Raw genomic sequence first — 19,202 nt, 5'->3', positions numbered from 1 at the left:
CTCCACCTGAAGAGAAATCTTCTCTCCCACTTATAGAAGTGGGAGTCTTATCAAAAGATAAAACTTTTTGTTGACAACATTTAAATTTTAGCATATAATGTACTACGATATGTACTTTAGTTAATAATAATTAAAACAAAGTAGAAGTATCCGCTTCTCACCTTATGGCATGGCTAATAAGGTTAATATGAATTTTATACTAGTTGTGAATGACTAGTTATGTTCTTTTTGCAATGTTATTTGAAGCGGATGGTTATACTGTCCGCTTTTTGTTATTTAGTTAAAAAATATAGGAGGTGTCATAGTATTAAAGATCTTCAGATTAATGAGCAAATTAGAGATAGAGAAGTGAGATTAATAGGTGCTGATGGCGAGCAGGTAGGGATTATGGCTACAAAGGAAGCGCAAAAGATTGCTAATGATAAGAGATTAGATTTAGTTAAGGTTGCTCCAAACGCTAGACCAGCAGTATGTAGAATCATGGACTATGGTAAATATAAGTACGAAATGCAGAAGAAAGAAAAAGAAGCTAAGAAGAATCAAAAAATCATTAATGTTAAGGAAGTAAGATTAAGTCCTAACATTGAGGAACACGATTTAAATGTTAAAGCTAAGCAAGCAATAAAGTTCTTAAAAAATGAAGATAAAGTTAAAGTAACAGTAAGATTTAGAGGTAGAGAACTAGGTCATACTGAACTAGGTAGAGAAGTACTAAAGGACTTTGCTGAAAAAACTTCAGAAGTTGGAGTTATAGAGAAAAGAGCTAAAATGGAAGGTAGAAATATGATTATGTTTTTATCTCCTAAAAAATCACAGTAAGAACTGAGAGGAGGAAATAATATGCCAAAAATGAAGACACGTAAAGCTGCTGCAAAAAGATATAAGAAAACTGGAACTGGAAAGATTAAAAGAAGTAGAATGCACAGTAATCACTTTATTGGAAAATCAACTCGTAGTCCTAAGAGAGTTAGAAATATAAGAAAAGCGACTTTAGTAAGCAAGGCTGATGAGAAAAAAGTAAAGGTAATGTTACCATATTAATATAAACAGGATAAGGGAGGTAGACTACAATGGCTAGAGTAAAGAAGGCAATAAACGCGAAAAAGAAGCATAAGAAAGTATTGAAGCTTGCTAAAGGTTATTATGGAGCAAAGAGTAAGCTTTTCAAACCAGCAAATCAAGCAGTAATGAAATCATTAAATTATGCATTCATTGGTAGAAAACTTAGAAAGAGAGATTTTAGAAAGCTTTGGATAACTAGAATTAATGCTGCTGCTAGACAAAATGGTATGTCTTATAGTAGGTTCATTAATGGACTTAAAAAGGCAAACATTGATATAAATAGAAAAATGTTATCAGAAATGGCAATCTATGATCCACAAGGATTTGCTAAATTAGTTGAAATATCAAAAAGTAACTAAAAGTTCCGATTTCGGGACTTTTTTTTATGAAGCTATATTACCTTTTAAACTTATGACTAAAGTGGTATAATATAAAAATAGTTATTTAAATTTGGAAAACAAATATTTTATTATGCTAGGGGATGATAGCAATAAACTCAAAAGACAAAGGAAATCAATTAAAACTAAATCCAGCTCAGACCCTTGTATTAGGTTTTGCAGGGCTGATTTTAATTGGTGCTACATTACTTAATCTACCCATTGCATCTCAAAGTGGTAAAAGTATAGGGCTGATTGATTCATTATTTACTTCCGCTTCAGCGGTGTGCGTTACTGGACTTATAGTAGTGAATACTGCAGCTCATTGGACTATATTTGGGAAGGTAGTAATATTGGTCTTGATCCAAATTGGAGGTCTAGGCTTTATGACTATGGCTACTTTGATAGCATTAATTTTAGGAAAGAGAATTACATTAAAAGAAAGACTTATAATCCAAGAGGAGCTAAATCACTTTACCCTTTCAGGAGTGGTTAAGTTGATTAAGTATATTATCATTTCTACGTTTACCATAGAGGGGATAGGAGCCATTTTATTAGCAACTAGATTTATACCTAAGTATGGATACTTAAAAGGGATAAGCTTTTCAATATTCCACTCAATATCAGCATTTTGTAATGCAGGATTTGATTTAATTGGAACTAGTATGGAGACATTTGTGTCTGACTTTGTAGTAAACATTGTTATAGGCTTATTAGTTATAATTGGAGGATTAGGATATACTGTTTACATAGACATTACAAATAATAAGAGATTCAAAAGATTTTCTTTACATACAAAATTGGTACTATTAATTTCAGGGATTTTATTATTACTTGGATTTATATTAGTGTTTATAATAGAGTATAGTAATCCTGAAACGTTAGGAAATTTATCTTTTAAAGGAAAGATTCTTGCATCTTGGTTCCAATCATTAGTTCCAAGAACAGCAGGATTTAATAGTGTTAATATGGGTTCTATTCGTGATGCAACTGCATTCTTAATTATCATATTTATGTTTATTGGTGGTTCACCAAGTTCTACAGCAGGTGGAATAAAGACGACTACTATTGGTGCTCTAGTATTAGGAATGGCATCGGTTATCATGGGTAATGAGGATATACAACTTTTTAAAAAGAGAATTCCTAATGATTTAGTATTGAGATCATTAGCAGTTATAGGAATAGGATTGGCAATAGTTATTTTAGTTACTATGATGTTATCTATTACAGAAGGTGGGAGTGATGCTTCATTCTTAGATGTATTATTTGAAGCTACTTCAGCATTTGGAACTGTAGGGTTAAGTAGAGGAATAACATCTGATTTATCGGTTTTAGGAAGACTTATAATAACCTTTACTATGTTTATTGGTAGAGTAGGACCACTAACTCTGGCCTTTGCCTTTGCAAAGAGAAGAAAGCGCAAGAAAGGTAACTTTAGATATCCAGAGGAAAGAATTTTAGTTGGATAGGATGGTGAAAATATGAAACAATTTGTTGTCATAGGCTGTGGAAGGTTTGGAGCTAGTGTTGCTACAAGTCTTTATAGTCTTGGATATGATGTATTAGCTATTGATAAAGATGAAGAAAAGATACAGGATTTATCTGATCATGTAACTCACGCAGTAGCGGCAGATGCTATTGATGAGAATGCATTGAGAACTTTAGGAATAAGGAACTTTGATGTTGCAGTTGTTAGTATTGCATCTGATATTCAAGCATCTATTATGGCTACACTAATAGCGAAGGAACTGGGTGTAAAAACAGTTATAGCTAAGGCTCATAATGATTTGCATGGTAAGGTTTTAAAGAAAATAGGAGCAGATAGGGTAGTATTTCCAGAAAGAGAAATGGGTTTACGAGTTGCACACAATTTAGTTTCAACTAATATACTAGATTACATAGAACTTGCTCCTGACTATAGTATCGTAGAAATTTCAACTAATAAAGAGTGGGTAGGTAAAGCATTAAAGGAAATTGGACTTCCGACGAAATATGGTATAAATGTTATGGCTATAAAGCATGGCAATGATATTAATATAACACCATATGGCGATGATGTTATTAGAGAAGGAGATGTACTTATAGTAATCGGTAGTAATGAAGATTTGAGAAAACTTGAAAGAAGATAATAATGAGGTGTAATTAATGGAACGCAAGATAACTAGCTCTTCAAACTCACTTATAAAGCATGTAAAATCTTTACATAGAAAAAAAGCAAGATGGAAATCAGCGAACTACTTTGTAGAAGGATTGAAGGCAGTTGAAGAAGGGTTAATCTCTAAAGCAGATATTGAATTTTTCCTCTATTCCGATGCTTTATTTGATATTAATGGAGGATGCGAATTATTTGATGAGATTAAAAATTTTGAAAATGCATATAATATACCTGATAAGCTACTAAATGAAATATCAGATACTGAAAATCCACAAGGTATTATTGCGGTAGTAAAATTTAAATTAAGCTCCCTTAAGGATGTTGTACTAAAAAACAATAATTTTTTAGTAATATTGGATGAATTAAGGGACCCTGGAAATATGGGAACTATAATACGCACTGCTGATGCATTAGGAGCAAATGGAATAGTTGTAACTAAGGGATGTGTAGATGTATTTAATCCCAAAACTATAAGATCAACTATGGGTTCAATTTTTCATATCCCTCTGGCATTTGAAGGCGATATAGAAGACATTATTGCTTCTTTAAAAAAGGAAGAGATAAAAATAATATCTACATCCTTAGAGTCTAGTGATTATTGCTATAATATAGATTTTAAACAAGACTTTGCTTTGATTATAGGAAATGAAGCCTCTGGAGTGTCTGATAGAGTTATAGAAATATCAGACTATAGTACTAAGATTCCCATGAAAGGAGAGGCAGAGTCCTTAAATGCAGCGATAGCCTCAGGTATAGTTATGTATGAAGCAAGTAGACAAAGACAAGATTGCAAAAAAATGCAAATTTAGTTTACATATTACTTGTATTTTAAAATACCCCATGCTATAATTTATATAAATAGCACTGAAGGGGTGTTCGCCTATGGTAGATGCTAATTTTTACTGGAAAATTTTTAGTTTAACGGGATCTATTGCTGCGTATTTGATGTATAGGAAATTGCTGTTAAATTAATACATTTGAATATTTAAAGGTTTTGATAGAGAGAGTAGGTATTGGAGTCCTTTAGAGAAAAGGTGCCAAAGGCTGAAAGCATCTTTAGGTTGGAAAATACTGAAGTTCACTCTTGAACTGCTAAGCTGAAAGTATTAGTAGGCTTATGCCGGCATAATGGCCGTTATTGTTATTGTTAAGTGGCTTTATAGATATATATTTAAAAGCTATAAGGGTGGTACCGCGGATTATACCTTCGTCCCTTTTTTGGGATGAAGGTTTTTTATATTTATAATTTATTTTTTGTTTACATAAATAGTTGATTTGATGCATCAAAAAATAAAAATATTAAATTTTAATCAGAAAGGAGTTTTATTTATGAAGGAAAAATTGCAAAACATAATGGAAAATGCTCTTGATGCCATTAAACAGTCATCTAATTTGGAAGAATTAGATAATATTAGAGTGAAATATCTTGGCAAGAAGGGTGAATTAACACAAGTTCTTCGAGGCATGGGTAAGTTGTCTAAGGAGGAAAGACCAGTTATTGGTCAATTAGCAAATGAAGTTAGAGAAGCTATTGAAGGTCAATTAAATCAAGTTAAATCTGATTTCAAGGAAGCAAAAAAGAAGGCAAGACTTAAGGCTGAGAAAATTGATATTTCTATGCCTGGTAAAACAAAAGTAATAGGTCATAGGCACCCTCTATTAAAGGTGAAGGAAGAATTAGAAAATGTGTTTATGAATATGGGATTTGATGTGGTTGAAGGACCTGAGATTGAGACTGTTCATAATAATTTCGATGCATTAAATTCACCTGAAAACCATCCTTCAAGGGATTTATCAGATACATTTTATATAACTGATAATATTCTTTTAAGAACCCATACTTCACCAGTACAAATTAGAGTGATGAAGCAGAGGAAGCCACCATTTAAGATAGTTTCTGCTGGAAGAACCTTTAGATTTGATGATGTAGATGATACCCATTCACCTATGTTCCATCAGCTTGAGGGACTAGTTATTGATAAGAATATTACTATTGCTAATTTAAAACACACAATAGATATGTTTATTAAAGAGCTTTTTGGAGAGGATATGAAAACTAGATTTAGACCTCATCACTTCCCATTCACTGAGCCTAGTGCAGAGGTAGATGTTTCTTGCTTAAAATGTAGAGGTGAAGGATGTACTTCATGTCATGGAACTGGATGGGATATGGAGCTATTAGGATGCGGTATGGTTCATCCAAATGTTTTAAGAAATTGTGGAATTGATCCAGAAGAATATAGTGGATTTGCATTTGGGTTAGGAGTAGATAGAATAGCCATGGTGAAATATGGAATTAATAATATCAGGTTGCTATTTGAAAATGATATGAGATTCTTAAATCAATTTTAGTTATATTTAATATTTTTGTATATTAAATATTAGACTATGTATTAAATTGTCTAAAGTTCATGATATATCTTGTCTAAGGTATATTTACTGTACATTAGATTATAAAGGTAATATATATTAAGTTTGAAAGGAAGGGATAGAATGCTAATACCAGTAAAATGGCTAAAAGAGTATGTTAATATAGATGGTATAGATACTAAAGAGTTAGCTGATAGACTTACAATGTCAGGTTCCCATGTTGATTCTATAGAAGAAATAGATAAAGGAGTAAATAATGTAGTTGTTGGAAAAATTGAAAAGATAGTTAGTCATCCAAACGCTGATAAGCTAGTTATTACTACAATAGATGTTGGTGAAGAAAAGCTTCAAATTGTTACTGGAGCTACGAATATTAATGAAGGTGACTATGTTCCTGTTGCATTGGTAGGAGCTAAGTTACCAAATGGAATGAAGATTAAGAAATCTAAACTAAGAGGAGAGCCTTCATTTGGAATGTTATGCTCAGCAGAAGAATTAGGGATAGATGAGGGATTGATAATAAAAGAACTAAAGAATGGTATCTACATACTAGATAAAGAGTATCCTCTAGGACAGGACATCAAGGAAGTAATGGGACTTAATTCAGTAGTAATAGACTTTGAGATTACTCCAAATAGACCTGATTGTCTAAGTATAGTAGGTATGGCTAGAGAAACAGCTGCAACGTTAAATAGGGACTTAGAGTGCCCTCAGATAAAAATAGAAAATGAAGTAGACCAAATAGATCAATATGTAAATGGAATTGAAGTAAAGGACGAAGAATTATGTCCTAGATACTATGCTAGGGTAGTTAAGGATATTGATGTGAAACCTTCTCCATTGTGGCTTAGAAGAAAGCTTGCAGAAGCAGGCGTAAGGCCAATTAATAATATAGTTGATATCACAAATTACGTAATGATTGAGCTTGGGCAACCACTACATGCATTTGATTTAGAAAATATAAAAGGCAAAAAGGTTACAGTTAGAAGAGCCACAGGGAGTGAAAAAATTGAAACCCTTGATGACGTTGAAAGGGAACTAAATGATTCAATGCTTGTAATTGCTGACAATGAGAAGCCTATTGCAGTTGCAGGAGTAATGGGTGGAGCAAATAGTGAAGTAAGTGAAGAAACCAAGACTATTCTTATTGAATCTGCCAACTTTAATGGAAGAAGTGTTAGACTCACTTCTAGAGCCTTAGGGTTAAGAACAGATGCATCATCTAGGTATGAAAAAGGGTTAGATTCTAATCTAGCTAATGAAGCATGTAACAGAGTTTGTCAATTAATTGAAGAAATTGGAGCAGGAACTGTTGTAGCTGGGAACATAGACATATATAAGTCTGTTGCTAAAGAGAAGGTAATAGATTTAAGACCATTCAGAGTGAATAATATGCTTGATATTGATTTAGCGGCTGATCAAATGATGGAAACTCTTAATAGGTTAGGACTTGAGTCTAAAGTAAATGGTGAGAATATCGAGGTTACGGTTCCAACATTTAGACAGGATGTGGAGCAGGAAGCTGATCTTATCGAAGAAATAGGTAGAATTTATGGCTTTGACAAGATACCACCAGTACCTTTAGTAGGCACATTAACCAAGGGAGAAAAATCAACAGCTAGAAGAATAGAAGATAATATTACTGATATACTAGTGGGGCTTGGATTAAATGAGATAACTACTTATTCATTCGTGAGTCCGAAGGTATATGATAAAGTTAATCTTCCAAAAGGTAGTTTGAAAAGACAATATGTTGAGATTATGAATCCACTAGGTGAAGACTTTAGTGTTATGAGAACTACTTTAGTTCCTAATATGCTTGAAGTTTTAACTAGGAACTATAAGTATGATGTTGATAGAGCTTGGGCTTTTGAGATAGGAAATATCTTCCGACCAACATCTGTACCAGTTAAGTCTTTACCATATGAAAATAAAACTTTATGTATTGGAATGTATGGAAAAGTTGATTATTTTGATATTAAAGGTATTGTAGACTCTATGCTTAAGAGACTTGGTATTACTAATCAAGAGTATTTAAGAGAAGAAAACTATGTTACGTTCCATCCTGGAAGAACTGCTAATATAACTAAGAATAATCATGTGTTAGGTACTATTGGTGAAGTTCACCCTGATGTATTAGAGAACTATGGAATGAAGGAAAGAATATATATTGCAGAGCTAGACCTTGAAATAATAGGAATACTCTCGAATTTAGAAAGAAAGTATAAAGAACTACCTAAATATCCTGCCATTTCAAGAGATATAGCTTTAGTATTAGATAAAGATATTTTAGTTAAAGATATCGAGAAAATCATTTGGGATAATGGAAATAAATTAGTTGAAGGTATAGAGTTATTTGATATATATACAGGAGACCAAATACCTGAAGGAAAGAAAAGTGTGGCGTATTCAATTACTTATAGGTCATTGGATAAGACATTAACTGATGAAGAAATAGCTAAAGTTCATGACCCAATAGTAAAAGCTCTTAAAGAAAATTTAAACGCAGAATTGAGAGCATAATATAGCCGATTATAATTTTTGTAAATGATATAGAGCAATAAAAAAACCAGCAGTTTTCTGTTGGTTTTTTTATATTTGAAATAAATTCTAGCTAATAGTCAGACTAAGAAAGTATATAAATCTTCACTTAATATCTTAATAATGACATTCTAATAAGTTAAATGGACCTTTTAGTATGTTGATATTGGTAAAAAAATAACTTTATATTAAAATAAAATTATAAGTACTTTATTGTAATAGATGATGAGTATTAAATTGTATAAAAAAACATATTCCGACATTTTTCTTTAAGGTGGAATGTTATAATTATTTGGTAGCATGTTAAGAAAAAGGGAAGAATATATAAGTAATTTTAGGGGTGAGATTATGAAGGAAATAAAATATGATAAGTATTATTGGCAAAGTGCAAAGATACGCTTGCGTCCAATGTTGCCAGAAGATTGGGAAGAAAGCTATTACAATATGTTTGATAGCGAAGCAAGAAGAAAGCTACAATACCAAATCGAACTTCCTACTTCTTTAGAATTAGAGCAGGAAGGAGTAAATAAGTTTGTTAATTTTAATACTGAAACGAATAGATATATGTTTACTATAGAAACCTTAGATGGAACAAATGTTGGAGCATTAAACTTAAATTCTATTGATGAGAGAAATGGTACATTTAGTATAGGTATGCAGGTTGGTCGTGATTATAGGGGAAAGGGCTATGGTACTGCAGCAATGAGAATACTGTTAAGATATGCATTCTTTGAACGTAGATTAAATAAGTACTATGGGTCAGTGCTAGAAACTAATATTGCTTCTCCTACAATGCTTAAAAAAGTAGGTTGTGTACAAGAAGGCGTTCAACGCCAAATGGTATATACAGATGGTAGATACCATGACATAATACTATATGGATTGACAAAGGAAGAGTTTATAGAAAACGAAAAGAAATTTCAAGATTTATCTCTTAGAAAGGAATAAAATGGTGATTACTGATAGTAAAAAAGATTGTATTTTAGACGAAGGTATAGATAAAATAGTAGATTGTTTAATTTATGATTATGATAGTAAAGACGTGATTGAGTTGAAAAGGTTAGAGGATGGAGAATTAAATAAAAAATATAATGTATACTTTGTTCGTACTAAATCTAATGAATACATACTGAAAAAATCTCAAAATGACTATGAAGCAATTATATATGAGAAATTTCTTCGCGAAAAATCACTTCCAGTTCCTAATTATAAAGGTAAAATTATTGCTGATGGTGGTAAGACATGGTTTTTACTAGAATTTATTGAAGGTAAGACTTTACGAGAAGGGAATTTAAGTACTTATTGTAGAGTTGGAAATGAGCTAGCAAAGCTACACTGCAAGTTTTTAAATTTAGATTTGAGATCAAAAGATTATTCCAAGGTAATGAACAATAATGAAATGCTAATGGATAAACTTGATAAAATAGAGAACTTAATAAACAAAGGGAAAACTAAAACTTTAAATACAGATACTATTAAAGTATTAAAATTGGCAGCAAAGAGATTAAGAGGTCAACCACAAGTTTTAATTCATGACGATTTATTACCTATAAATATAATTAATAATGATAAACAGATTAAATTTATTGACTGGGAGCATGCATGTATTGGGTGTTATTCACAGGACATTGGAAGGCTTTTAGGAGATTATAAGAATGATAAAGGAAGCTTATGGGTTGATAGTAGGTGGGAGGAAGATATACTAGCTACTTATTATCAATCATTATGTGATGAATCCTCATTTGAAATTTCATGGAATGAATTTAAGATTGACTATAACTGTTCAAAGCTTTGGAATTATGCAAATATTGTATTAGCTCATATTATAAAAGACTGGAAGCTAACAAAGTGGTATTATTTAAATTATAATAGTATGATAGAGCAAATAGAAAAGCTTAAGGAATTAGATGGTTTAAAGAATATATAAACCACATTTATATTAATATGAGATAGAATGAAAAGAGGTGGTTAATATCAACGAAGAAAATAAAGAAACTAATTTGAATAATAACGAGGATAATGATAAATCTAAAAGTCTGGTTACTATAATTTTGGGAGTAGTTTTAGGTATGTCTTTCTTATACTTTGCATTTATACAACCTCAAGTTAACTATTTAATTTATTCTTTGCTTTTAGCAAGCCTTGTATTTATGGTTATTGAGCCTCTAGTGAAGTTAATTATAAAATCAAATAAAGGTGAACATGTAGAATTTAAAGAAATCGTAAAAATCATTGTTTATTCTATATTGTTAGTTGCTATTTTTATAAATAGTTATGAAATATTTAATTCTGGAGAAGAGTTTTTACATTTAAATTATCAAATAGTAAGCATATTAATTGCAGTCTTTGTCATTTGTTTACAGTATAAGAATATAAAAAAAATAATCAAAGACAATAAAAAAGGCAAAAAAGGATGGAGAATTGCTGGCTCACTTTTTATGTTCGCATTAAGCATTGTTATGTTTATATTTCCAAATAATAAACTGTTTGTCGAGCATAAAACATTGGATATAAGTAGATTAGGGGCACCTGATTCTATAACTATAAATAAAGTTGAAGAGCATAAATCATATAACACTAGTGAAATTCTTGAAAGCTTGAGAGAAGATAAAGAAGTTACAATAAAAGATGAAAAATTAATTATGCAATTAGTAAGTGAATTACAAGCCAAGAAACTTGATAATCTAAGAGGATTCGAGTATTTTGACTATTCTATAAAAAACGACAATAGATATCCTCATTATTCTATTTACTTAGACTACGGTTCAAAACTTAAAACTGCTAATAATGAATCTTTTCGCATATATTTTATTGATCTTTATGAGGATGGACTTACTTTAATAGATGTATACGATAGAGAGATTAAAGAAGCATTACTATATAAAACACATATTTCTAATGAATTAACAAAGAAAATCATTGCTGAATTACAAAAAAACTAAGCAATATTGTAGTTGATTTGAGATGTAGTAGAACAGAGTATTAAACTTATAAAGGAAATTGCATAAATCTTCAATTTGCAGTTTCCTTTACTATTTTGACAAGGAATATGTTAATTTCAGCTTGTGAAGAATTTATTAATATAGATTAGGGAGAGCTTGTAAACTTAATAAGAGAATAGATAAGATTGAAGAGATGATAAAGTAATGTTATCATGTAATGAACTAATAAATAATCAAAAAATAGTTAATTGAGCACAAATAATAAAAGGATGTTTTATTTGTTATAATTGACTATGTGGGGGGAGACAAATTGAAGAAAATATTTAGTATAGTTTTATTGATTAGTATTTTACTGTTATCCGGTTGTTCAAGCAAGGAAAATACTGACTGGATATATTTTAATAACAAATATTATGATTTAGAGAGTCAGGATAATAATAGTAAATTATATAGGGCAGAGGATGACTCTACTATTGAGATAGTTTTAAGTGAATCATCAAGAAATAAATTTAAAATGATAGTTTCAAAACAAGAATATTATGAAATAGAGAAAGATAGAAATGCTATAAAAGTTAAATTTCCAAATGGAGATGAAGCCACAGTACATGAAAGTGGTATTAGTGCTAATGCTAATATGGAGTTAACAGCAAAAACGGATAAAATTTTGAAAGACATTTATACTACCTTCAGTACCAGTAATAATAAAAATAGAAATGAAGATTCTATCAGTATATTTTGGGTTCCATTTTTAATAATAGCAGGGTTAATCAATATAATAGCTCCGCAACTTTCCTTTCATTTATCTAAAGGATGGATGTTTAAGAGTGCTGAGCCAAGTGAGTTGTATTTAGGAGTTACAAGATTAATAGGAATAGGATTGATAATTTTTTCTGTAATAATTATTATAACTAGTTTTTAAAGGAGGTCTTAAATGAAAAAATCAATACTTGAAGAGTATCCTATTCTTATTTCAACTATACTTATAAGCTTATTTATATTAACAATGTTGTTTATAGGTGGGTATACAGATCCAACTTTTAATATAGCAAACTCTATTATTACCATAGTAAAATTTATCGTTAAAATCGCTTTATTTATCTATGTAATATGGTCAGCACATAGCATATTTAAGCTTAAAAAGAAGACTAGTGAATTAGAAGACAAGTTAAGAATATTAGAAAAGATAAAATAAAAGAAAATAGAAAGCAAAGTAATGGCGTCATTTATATGACGCCATTACTAATAAAAATTTTATGATAATTTGAGATTCGTTACTTATTCCACCATGCTTCCCAATTCTCATCATCTGAATGTAATTTCAGATTTTTTGAATGTTCTTCAGTTTTTTTCTTCATATACTTGATTAACCATATTGAAAATACTATTATAATTCCAGCTATTAATTCAAATATCAATATATTGAAAGTAGGATAGGGTATCTGACCATATTTGTTTACAAAGAATGATGCAAACTGTACTGAATCGAAGGAAACCACCGTTGCTACAATTGCTAAAGAATTAACTAAGACTATTGACAGTCTGTACTGAGATTCCAATTCATTATCTATTAATAGGTATTTTATTACTAAACCAAAAGCAAAACCTATAGTGATGTAATTAAAAATCATAATTGCTGTATAAATCTTTTCTTTTTCTTTTATGAATTCAGAGATTTCCTTGGAGTGATATTGCTGAGGTGTTAGCTCTTCTAGGTCCTTAGCATATTCAGCTTTCTTAGCTGTACAACCTGTAAAAGAGATAGCCATTAGTAAAATAATTAAGATGCCAAGTAAAATAAGCTTTTTATTCATCTAAACTCCCCCTTATATTATTATTATAATATGAAAATATTACCAAACCAATAGAAAAACATGAAATATACATATAATTCCATAAGCTGTCAGTCTAGTGTATTTATTAAAAATGAATAAAATAAAAATAATAGCATTCCCAAATAATACCTTTCAAATTATTTTTTTATCTGATAAAATAATTATTGAACTATAAATTTTCTTTGTAGTTGGAAGGAAATACTTGAAATAAAGCGAAATAGTATATAGTAGGTCATGAAAAAACGTTTTAAAAATAAATTTGATTAAAATTGTATAAAATGGATAGTTATAGATTTAAAGGAGAGGATTATCTATGACAGAGCGCAAGAAGGTTGTAGTTAAAATAAATGGTCAAGAAATTACTGTTATTGGTGAAGAATCAGAGGAGTATATTCGACATATAGCCGATTTTGTTGATGAGGAAATACAAGGGACTCAATTAAAAAATAAAAAGCTAAGTCAATCAATGGCTGCTACCTTGGCTGCATTTAATATAGCTGATAAATTTTACAATGCTCATGTAGAGTTGACTGAATTAAAGGAAAGTGTAAAGGAGCCCTTGGAAGAATTAGAAGAATTAAGGGTGTATGCTCAGAGTTTTCAAGAAGAAAAGGCTGAGATAACTAGTACCTGTGCAGAATATGAAAGTGAGCTTCAAGAGCTACGAAAAGAACTAGAAATAAAGAATAAAAAGTTAAAAAAATATGAACAAGCTTTGGATATTAAGGAAGAAGAGATAGAGAAATCAGAGAAAATAATCAGTGAGCTTCAGAATAAGCTTTTTGAAAACCAACTAGAATTAGTTCAGACTAAAAAAGAGCTTGATGAGTTTTTGAGAACCCTTGATGAAGAAGAGACAACAAATACTAAAAAAGGAATAAAATAGACATAAATAGAAAGATTATTATTATAAGGCTAACTTGAATAGGTATCTTAACAATAATATATTGGTATGAGAAGCTTAAAGTAGAGAGTAGTTTTCTACTCTTTTATTTTTTGACTAAGGAGATGTAATTATGAATAATATAGAAATATTAGCTCCAGTTGGCAGTATAGAGGCTTTACATGCAGCTGTCGAAAATGGGGCCAATGCTGTATATTTAGGAGGTAAACTCTTCAATGCTAGACAATATGCATCCAATTTTGATAATAAACAGCTAGAAGAAGGAGTTAGGTATGCTCATAGTAAAAATGTTAGAGTTTATGTAACAGTGAATATATTGTTATCTGATAATGAATTAAAGAAAGTAATAGATTATATTCTATTTTTATATAATATAGATGTTGACGCCTTAATAGTGCAAGATGTTGGATTAGTAAGGATTATAAAAGAGCTATTACCCGATTTTGAAATCCACTCAAGTACCCAAATGACTATTAATAATTATATGGGAGTAAAATTCCTTGAGGATATAGACTTCCAAAGAGTAGTCTTAGCTAGGGAATTATCTGTTGAAGAAATAAAGGATATAGATGAAAAAACTGATCTTGAACTTGAGGGTTTTGTTCATGGTGCTTTATGTATTTCTTATTCGGGGCAATGTTTAATGAGCAGTATCATCGGTGGAAGAAGCGGCAATAGGGGAAGATGTGCTCAACCATGTAGGATGGCATATACTGCTGTTAAATTTCATAATGGTAAACCCATAAACGAAAAATTCAGTGAGAAATATTTATTAAGTCCAAAGGATTTAAATACTATTGGTTATTTAGAGCAAATTATTGATAGTGGACTAACTTCATTAAAGATTGAAGGAAGAATGAAGCGACCAGAATATGTTGCGGTAATTGTAAGTAGCTATAAAAAGGCTTTAGAAAGTATAATGGTAGGTAAGGATAATAGTGGAGTAACTGAAAAGGATAAAAAAGACATACTACAGATATTTAATAGGGGATTTACTAAAGGATTTATAATGGATGAGAAGGGCGAAAGCTATATCTCCTATGATAAACCTAATAATAGAGGCATATATATAGGCGATGTAATAAAATCTGATAAAAAGTATACCTACATATCTCTTAAGGACAATGTAAGACAAGGTGATGGAATAGAGATTCATACCTTAAATGGTAAGAATGAAGGACTAATACTTAATAAAATATATAAAAGAACAGCTTTAGTAAATCAAGGTCTTGCAGGAGAAACTATTGCTATTAATAAAATTAATGGTATCAGTTCAAAATTAAAGGTTTATAAAACATCAGATACAGAGCTATTAGAAAGGGCTCAGAAAACTTATAATAATAGAGAAAACAAAATTAATATCCCAATATTTATGGCTATTGATGTCACTATCGGTAAGCCTATTAAGCTATATATTGGAGATTCTAAAAATCATATCAATATTGAAAGTGAAGAATTAGTAGAGAAAGCTAGAAAAGTATCTTTAAGCTATGAGAAAATTAATGAGCAGATGTCTAAGTTAGGAAATACTCCCTTTATACTAGATAAGATTGATATTAAATTAGATAATGATGCTATGGTTTCAATCAGTGTACTAAATAAACTCAGAAGAAAGGCAGTAGAGCTTTTAATTAAGAAAAGAGAAAAAATTAACAATAGAAGGACTATTAAAATTAGTGACTTGCATGATAGAGTAGACAAATTATTCGACTATTCGTCTGATGTGATTAAAAATGGAAGTAATAGATCTAAAAAAATAAGTGTGAGTATAAGTAGATTTGAGCAGTTTAAGAATCTTGATATGGGGAAGCTAGATAGAATATACTTGCCTTTAATGGATAATTTAAATAGTATTATTAAATCAGTAAAGGAATATGATAAGGAAGTTTATTTAGATTTAGACAGGATTATTAGTAATAAAGATTTTGAAACTATTAATAATAAAATAAGTAATATTGATATTCATCTTATTGATGGATTTAAGGTTGGAAATTTAGGAGTATTGAAATATGTTAGAGATAATTTTAATAAAAAAATTCATGGTGATATTGGATTGAATATTTTTAACACATCAACTTTAAAGATGTTTAGAGAATATGGAATGAATAGTGGTACCTTATCACCAGAACTTAGAATGGAACAGTTAAAGGAAATATGCTCCTATGATATAATGGAAAGTGAAGCTTTGGTATATGGTTATCTACCATTAATGATAATGAAGCACTGTCCATTTTCAATTGCTAAGAAATGTGATTTAAAGGGAGATTGTGAAAAATGTAACTTTGCACAAGGCTTCGGATTAAAGGATAGAAAAGGAATCATATTTAGAGCGGAGAGAACAGGAGAAACTAGTATAATATACAACAGTCAACCAATAATGGTTGTGGAGCATTTGAAAGAGATTTATGAGAATGGCGCAAGCTTATTACGATTAGATTTTACTTTTGAAAATGAAGAAATACCTGAGATACAGAATATATATTACGATTTTAGCAAGGGCCATATATCTATTAAAGAAGCAAAGGAATTTGTTAATAAATACAAATCTAATTTAGCAAATGGAATAACTAAAGGGCACTATTTTAGAGGGGTTTTATAACAAATATATGGGACAGAAAGTTTTTAGGAGGGAATTATATGAATTCAAAAACCTTAAGGGTACTTGAGTATGACAAGATAAAGAGAATGCTCGTAGAAAAGGCTGAATCTCAGCTAGGAAAGCAGGTAGCAGAAAAACTTATGCCAAGTACAGAAATTAAAGAGGTTGAATATATTCAAAAAGAAACTCATGAAGCAGTAAATATCATTATTAGAAGAGGAAGACCACCACTAGGTGGAATCCATGATGTACTGAGTGAAGTGAAAAGGGCTGAAATAGGGTCATCGCTTATGCCTGGAAACTTATTAAGGATTGCCGATACGTTAAGAGCAGCAAGAAGATTAAGAAGCTTTATAAAACAAGATAAACAAGATAAAGATTCAAAGTATGAAATACTACAAGATGTTATATTAAGTTTGAATTCTTATAAGGATATAGAGGAGAGCATATTCAATGCTATAATAAGTGAAGAAGAAATCTCTGATAATGCAAGCACTACACTTAAAAATATCAGGAGACAGATTCATTCTAAAAATAGTGCTATAAGAAATAAATTAAATTCTATTATAAATTCGTCTACTAATAGAAAATACCTTCAAGATGCACTTATAACTATCAGGGAGGATAGGTTTGTTGTTCCAGTCAAACAAGAGTATAAACCTAATTTCCCAGGATTAGTACACGATCAATCTTCTAGTGGAGCTACACTGTTTATTGAACCTATGGCAATTGTTGAGTTAAACAATGACTTAAAAGAGTTAAAGCTAAAGGAAAAGGCTGAAATTGAGAGAATTTTAGCAGAGTTGACAGAGATGGTAGCTGTCGAAGGTCATGGAATCAGAGAAAATCAGAAGCAGCTCTCTCATTTAGACTTTGTATTTGCCAAGGCTAAGCTTTCACTAGAAATGAATGGAACAAAACCATTATTAAATGATAGTGGCTATATAAAAATAAAAGCAGGACGCCATCCATTATTGAAAGAAAAAGAAGTAGTACCAACTAATATTCATATTGGTGAAGACTTTACCACTCTAATGATAACAGGACCGAACACTGGTGGTAAAACAGTAACTTTAAAGACTGTTGGTTTATTTACATTAATGGCTCAAGCAGGACTACAAGTTCCAGCTGAATATGGTACACAAATGGCAGTCTTTGATAATTTATTTGCAGATATTGGGGATGAACAAAGTATAGAGCAGAGTTTAAGTACTTTTTCATCTCATATGACTAATATAGTTGAGATATTGAAAAATGTTGATGAAAATAGTTTAGTGCTTTTTGATGAGTTGGGAGCAGGTACTGATCCAACAGAGGGTGCTGCACTAGCAATGGCTATTCTTAATTATCTTCATGGTAAGAAAATAAGGACTATTGCTACAACTCACTATAGCGAGCTTAAGATTTATGCATTAACTACTGAAGGAATAGAAAATGCATCGGTTGAATTCGATGTTGAAACTTTAAGTCCAACATATAAGCTTTTAATAGGAGTTCCTGGTAAATCAAATGCTTTTGAAATATCTATGAGATTGGGACTTCAAGACTTCATAATTAATGATGCAAAGGAACTATTATCTAAAGAAAATGTAGAATTTGAAGATGTATTAGCTAGTATTGAAAAGGATAGAAGAATAAGTGAAGAAAACAGAGAAGAATCTGAAAGATTAAAGGAAGAGGTAAATAAATTAAAGGCTAACCTTGATAAGGAAAAAGAAAAGATTGATGCAATGAAGCAAAGACTTATTAGGGAAGCAAAGAGTGAAGCAAGAAAAATAGTAAAGGAAGCAAAGGCAGAAGCAGAGTATATAGTTGATGAAATTAAAAATATTTCATCTGAGATTGAAAAAGATAGGAGAAAGAAGCTACAAGAGGCAAAGGATAAATTAAAGACTAAGTTAGATGATATTGAAGGAGATTTAGTTGAAAATGTTCTTTCTAAGAAGAGTAAAAAACCTCCTAAGAATGTCAAAGAAGGAGAAACTGTAAAGCTTATAAACTTGAATCAAGTTGGCACAGTTATTAATCCGCCTGACTCAGACGGTAATCTAGTGGTACAAGTAGGAATTATGAAAGTAAATGCCCATATATCTACTGTTGAAAAGGCTAAGGATAATAGTCAGTCAGCAACATCAGCTAAAACAAAGACTATGATTAGAGCTAAGTCTAAATCTATCAAGAATGAAATAGACCTTAGAGGAAAAAACTTAGAAGAGGCAATTCTAGATGTGGATAAGTTCTTAGATGATGTTTATATTGCTGGATTAGGTCAAGTATATATTATACATGGTAAGGGAACTGGTGTGTTAAGGGAAGGCATTAAGCAGTTATTAAAAACCCATAGACATGTTAAGTCTTATAGACTTGGTAAGCATGGTGAGGGAGGAACTGGAGTAACAGTAGTTGAGATTAAATAAGTA

General features: G+C 30.6%; 18 protein-coding genes and 1 other annotated feature. Of the genes, 17 read left to right on the top strand and 1 reads right to left on the bottom strand.

The features are described 5' to 3' along the window. Positions 1-249 precede the first annotated feature (249 nt). From infC to JMO20_RS03155, 14 genes are all read left to right on the top strand, one after another. Positions 250-819, top strand: coding sequence for a translation initiation factor IF-3 (gene infC, locus JMO20_RS03220; protein ID WP_243414616.1), 570 nt, complete (start codon positions 250-252; stop codon positions 817-819). 21 nt (positions 820-840) lie between these two features. Further along, entirely contained in the window at positions 841-1,041 is a 201-nt protein-coding gene (gene rpmI, locus JMO20_RS03215; protein WP_202708090.1) for a 50S ribosomal protein L35, read from the top strand. A gap of 29 nt (positions 1,042-1,070) precedes the next feature. Then, positions 1,071-1,421, top strand: coding sequence for a 50S ribosomal protein L20 (gene rplT, locus JMO20_RS03210; protein ID WP_202708089.1), 351 nt, complete (start codon positions 1,071-1,073; stop codon positions 1,419-1,421). A gap of 122 nt (positions 1,422-1,543) precedes the next feature. After that, complete coding sequence (locus tag JMO20_RS03205) at positions 1,544-2,908, top strand: TrkH family potassium uptake protein (RefSeq protein ID WP_202708088.1); 1,365 nt, start codon at positions 1,544-1,546, stop codon at positions 2,906-2,908. A gap of 12 nt (positions 2,909-2,920) precedes the next feature. Then, the gene (locus JMO20_RS03200) at positions 2,921-3,568 is read left to right on the top strand and encodes a potassium channel family protein (protein WP_202708087.1); all 648 of its coding nucleotides are present in this window, start codon (positions 2,921-2,923) and stop codon (positions 3,566-3,568) included. 16 nt (positions 3,569-3,584) lie between these two features. Further along, positions 3,585-4,403 (top strand): TrmH family RNA methyltransferase, encoded by an 819-nt coding sequence (locus JMO20_RS03195; protein ID WP_202708086.1) that lies wholly within the window; start codon positions 3,585-3,587, stop codon positions 4,401-4,403. A gap of 73 nt (positions 4,404-4,476) precedes the next feature. Further along, positions 4,477-4,566, top strand: coding sequence for a YqzL family protein (locus tag JMO20_RS20735; protein WP_202708085.1), 90 nt, complete (start codon positions 4,477-4,479; stop codon positions 4,564-4,566). Positions 4,567-4,579: 13 nt separating this feature from the next. Further along, positions 4,580-4,812: a binding site (T-box leader), on the top strand. Between the two features lie 111 nt (positions 4,813-4,923). Further along, positions 4,924-5,946 carry a phenylalanine--tRNA ligase subunit alpha gene (gene pheS / locus JMO20_RS03185; RefSeq protein ID WP_202708084.1) on the top strand — a complete coding sequence of 341 codons (1,023 nt, stop codon included), beginning with the start codon at positions 4,924-4,926 and terminating at the stop codon, positions 5,944-5,946. Positions 5,947-6,087: 141 nt separating this feature from the next. Next, entirely contained in the window at positions 6,088-8,487 is a 2,400-nt protein-coding gene (gene pheT, locus JMO20_RS03180) for a phenylalanine--tRNA ligase subunit beta (protein WP_202708083.1), read from the top strand. Positions 8,488-8,853: 366 nt separating this feature from the next. Further along, complete coding sequence (locus JMO20_RS03175) at positions 8,854-9,453, top strand: GNAT family N-acetyltransferase (RefSeq protein WP_202708082.1); 600 nt, start codon at positions 8,854-8,856, stop codon at positions 9,451-9,453. Between the two features lies 1 nt (position 9,454). Next, positions 9,455-10,432, top strand: a complete 978-nt coding sequence (locus JMO20_RS03170; protein ID WP_202708081.1) for a phosphotransferase — start codon at positions 9,455-9,457, stop codon at positions 10,430-10,432. 37 nt (positions 10,433-10,469) lie between these two features. Continuing rightward, complete coding sequence (locus JMO20_RS03165; RefSeq protein ID WP_202708080.1) at positions 10,470-11,447, top strand: hypothetical protein; 978 nt, start codon at positions 10,470-10,472, stop codon at positions 11,445-11,447. Positions 11,448-11,757: 310 nt separating this feature from the next. Beyond that, on the top strand, positions 11,758-12,366 hold the full coding sequence (locus JMO20_RS19825; RefSeq protein WP_207753422.1) for a DUF6199 family natural product biosynthesis protein: 609 nt from the start codon (positions 11,758-11,760) through the stop codon (positions 12,364-12,366). A 12-nt stretch (positions 12,367-12,378) separates the two neighbouring features. Beyond that, the gene (locus JMO20_RS03155) at positions 12,379-12,639 is read left to right on the top strand and encodes a hypothetical protein (RefSeq protein ID WP_202708079.1); all 261 of its coding nucleotides are present in this window, start codon (positions 12,379-12,381) and stop codon (positions 12,637-12,639) included. 79 nt (positions 12,640-12,718) lie between these two features. Here the strand turns inward: JMO20_RS03155 and JMO20_RS03150 are convergent, their stop codons facing one another. After that, positions 12,719-13,258: a hypothetical protein gene (locus JMO20_RS03150; RefSeq protein WP_202708078.1), complete on the bottom strand. Its 540-nt coding sequence runs from the start codon at positions 13,256-13,258 to the stop codon at positions 12,719-12,721. 334 nt (positions 13,259-13,592) lie between these two features. On the opposite strand from JMO20_RS03150, the gene JMO20_RS03145 reads away from it, so the two are divergent. The 3 genes from JMO20_RS03145 (at position 13,593) to JMO20_RS03135 (ending at position 19,199) form a co-directional block, all read left to right on the top strand. Continuing rightward, positions 13,593-14,165 (top strand): cell division protein ZapA, encoded by a 573-nt coding sequence (locus JMO20_RS03145; protein WP_202708077.1) that lies wholly within the window; start codon positions 13,593-13,595, stop codon positions 14,163-14,165. A 130-nt stretch (positions 14,166-14,295) separates the two neighbouring features. Then, entirely contained in the window at positions 14,296-16,782 is a 2,487-nt protein-coding gene (locus tag JMO20_RS03140; protein ID WP_202708076.1) for a U32 family peptidase, read from the top strand. Between the two features lie 38 nt (positions 16,783-16,820). Continuing rightward, entirely contained in the window at positions 16,821-19,199 is a 2,379-nt protein-coding gene (locus JMO20_RS03135) for an endonuclease MutS2 (RefSeq protein WP_202708075.1), read from the top strand. Positions 19,200-19,202: the final 3 nt, after the last annotated feature.

The sequence above is a fragment of the Sporosalibacterium faouarense genome (assembly GCF_016765695.1).
Taxonomy (GTDB): Bacteria; Bacillota; Clostridia; order Tissierellales; family VENL01; genus Sporosalibacterium; species Sporosalibacterium faouarense.
This window is presented reverse-complemented; position numbering and strand designations above follow the sequence as displayed.

Coding starts and splice junctions, on each gene's coding strand:
- rpmI (WP_202708090.1), top strand. CDS start 841: ATGCCAAAAATGAAGACACGTAAAGCTGCTGCAAAAAGATATAAGAAA.
- JMO20_RS03200 (WP_202708087.1), top strand. CDS start 2,921: ATGAAACAATTTGTTGTCATAGGCTGTGGAAGGTTTGGAGCTAGTGTT.
- JMO20_RS03135 (WP_202708075.1), top strand. CDS start 16,821: ATGAATTCAAAAACCTTAAGGGTACTTGAGTATGACAAGATAAAGAGA.
- JMO20_RS03150 (WP_202708078.1), bottom strand. CDS start 13,258: ATGAATAAAAAGCTTATTTTACTTGGCATCTTAATTATTTTACTAATG.
- JMO20_RS20735 (WP_202708085.1), top strand. CDS start 4,477: ATGGTAGATGCTAATTTTTACTGGAAAATTTTTAGTTTAACGGGATCT.
- rplT (WP_202708089.1), top strand. CDS start 1,071: ATGGCTAGAGTAAAGAAGGCAATAAACGCGAAAAAGAAGCATAAGAAA.
- infC (WP_243414616.1), top strand. CDS start 250: ATGGTTATACTGTCCGCTTTTTGTTATTTAGTTAAAAAATATAGGAGG.
- pheS (WP_202708084.1), top strand. CDS start 4,924: ATGAAGGAAAAATTGCAAAACATAATGGAAAATGCTCTTGATGCCATT.
- JMO20_RS03140 (WP_202708076.1), top strand. CDS start 14,296: ATGAATAATATAGAAATATTAGCTCCAGTTGGCAGTATAGAGGCTTTA.
- JMO20_RS03195 (WP_202708086.1), top strand. CDS start 3,585: ATGGAACGCAAGATAACTAGCTCTTCAAACTCACTTATAAAGCATGTA.
- JMO20_RS03155 (WP_202708079.1), top strand. CDS start 12,379: ATGAAAAAATCAATACTTGAAGAGTATCCTATTCTTATTTCAACTATA.
- JMO20_RS03175 (WP_202708082.1), top strand. CDS start 8,854: ATGAAGGAAATAAAATATGATAAGTATTATTGGCAAAGTGCAAAGATA.
- JMO20_RS03205 (WP_202708088.1), top strand. CDS start 1,544: ATGATAGCAATAAACTCAAAAGACAAAGGAAATCAATTAAAACTAAAT.
- pheT (WP_202708083.1), top strand. CDS start 6,088: ATGCTAATACCAGTAAAATGGCTAAAAGAGTATGTTAATATAGATGGT.
- JMO20_RS03145 (WP_202708077.1), top strand. CDS start 13,593: ATGACAGAGCGCAAGAAGGTTGTAGTTAAAATAAATGGTCAAGAAATT.
- JMO20_RS03170 (WP_202708081.1), top strand. CDS start 9,455: ATGGTGATTACTGATAGTAAAAAAGATTGTATTTTAGACGAAGGTATA.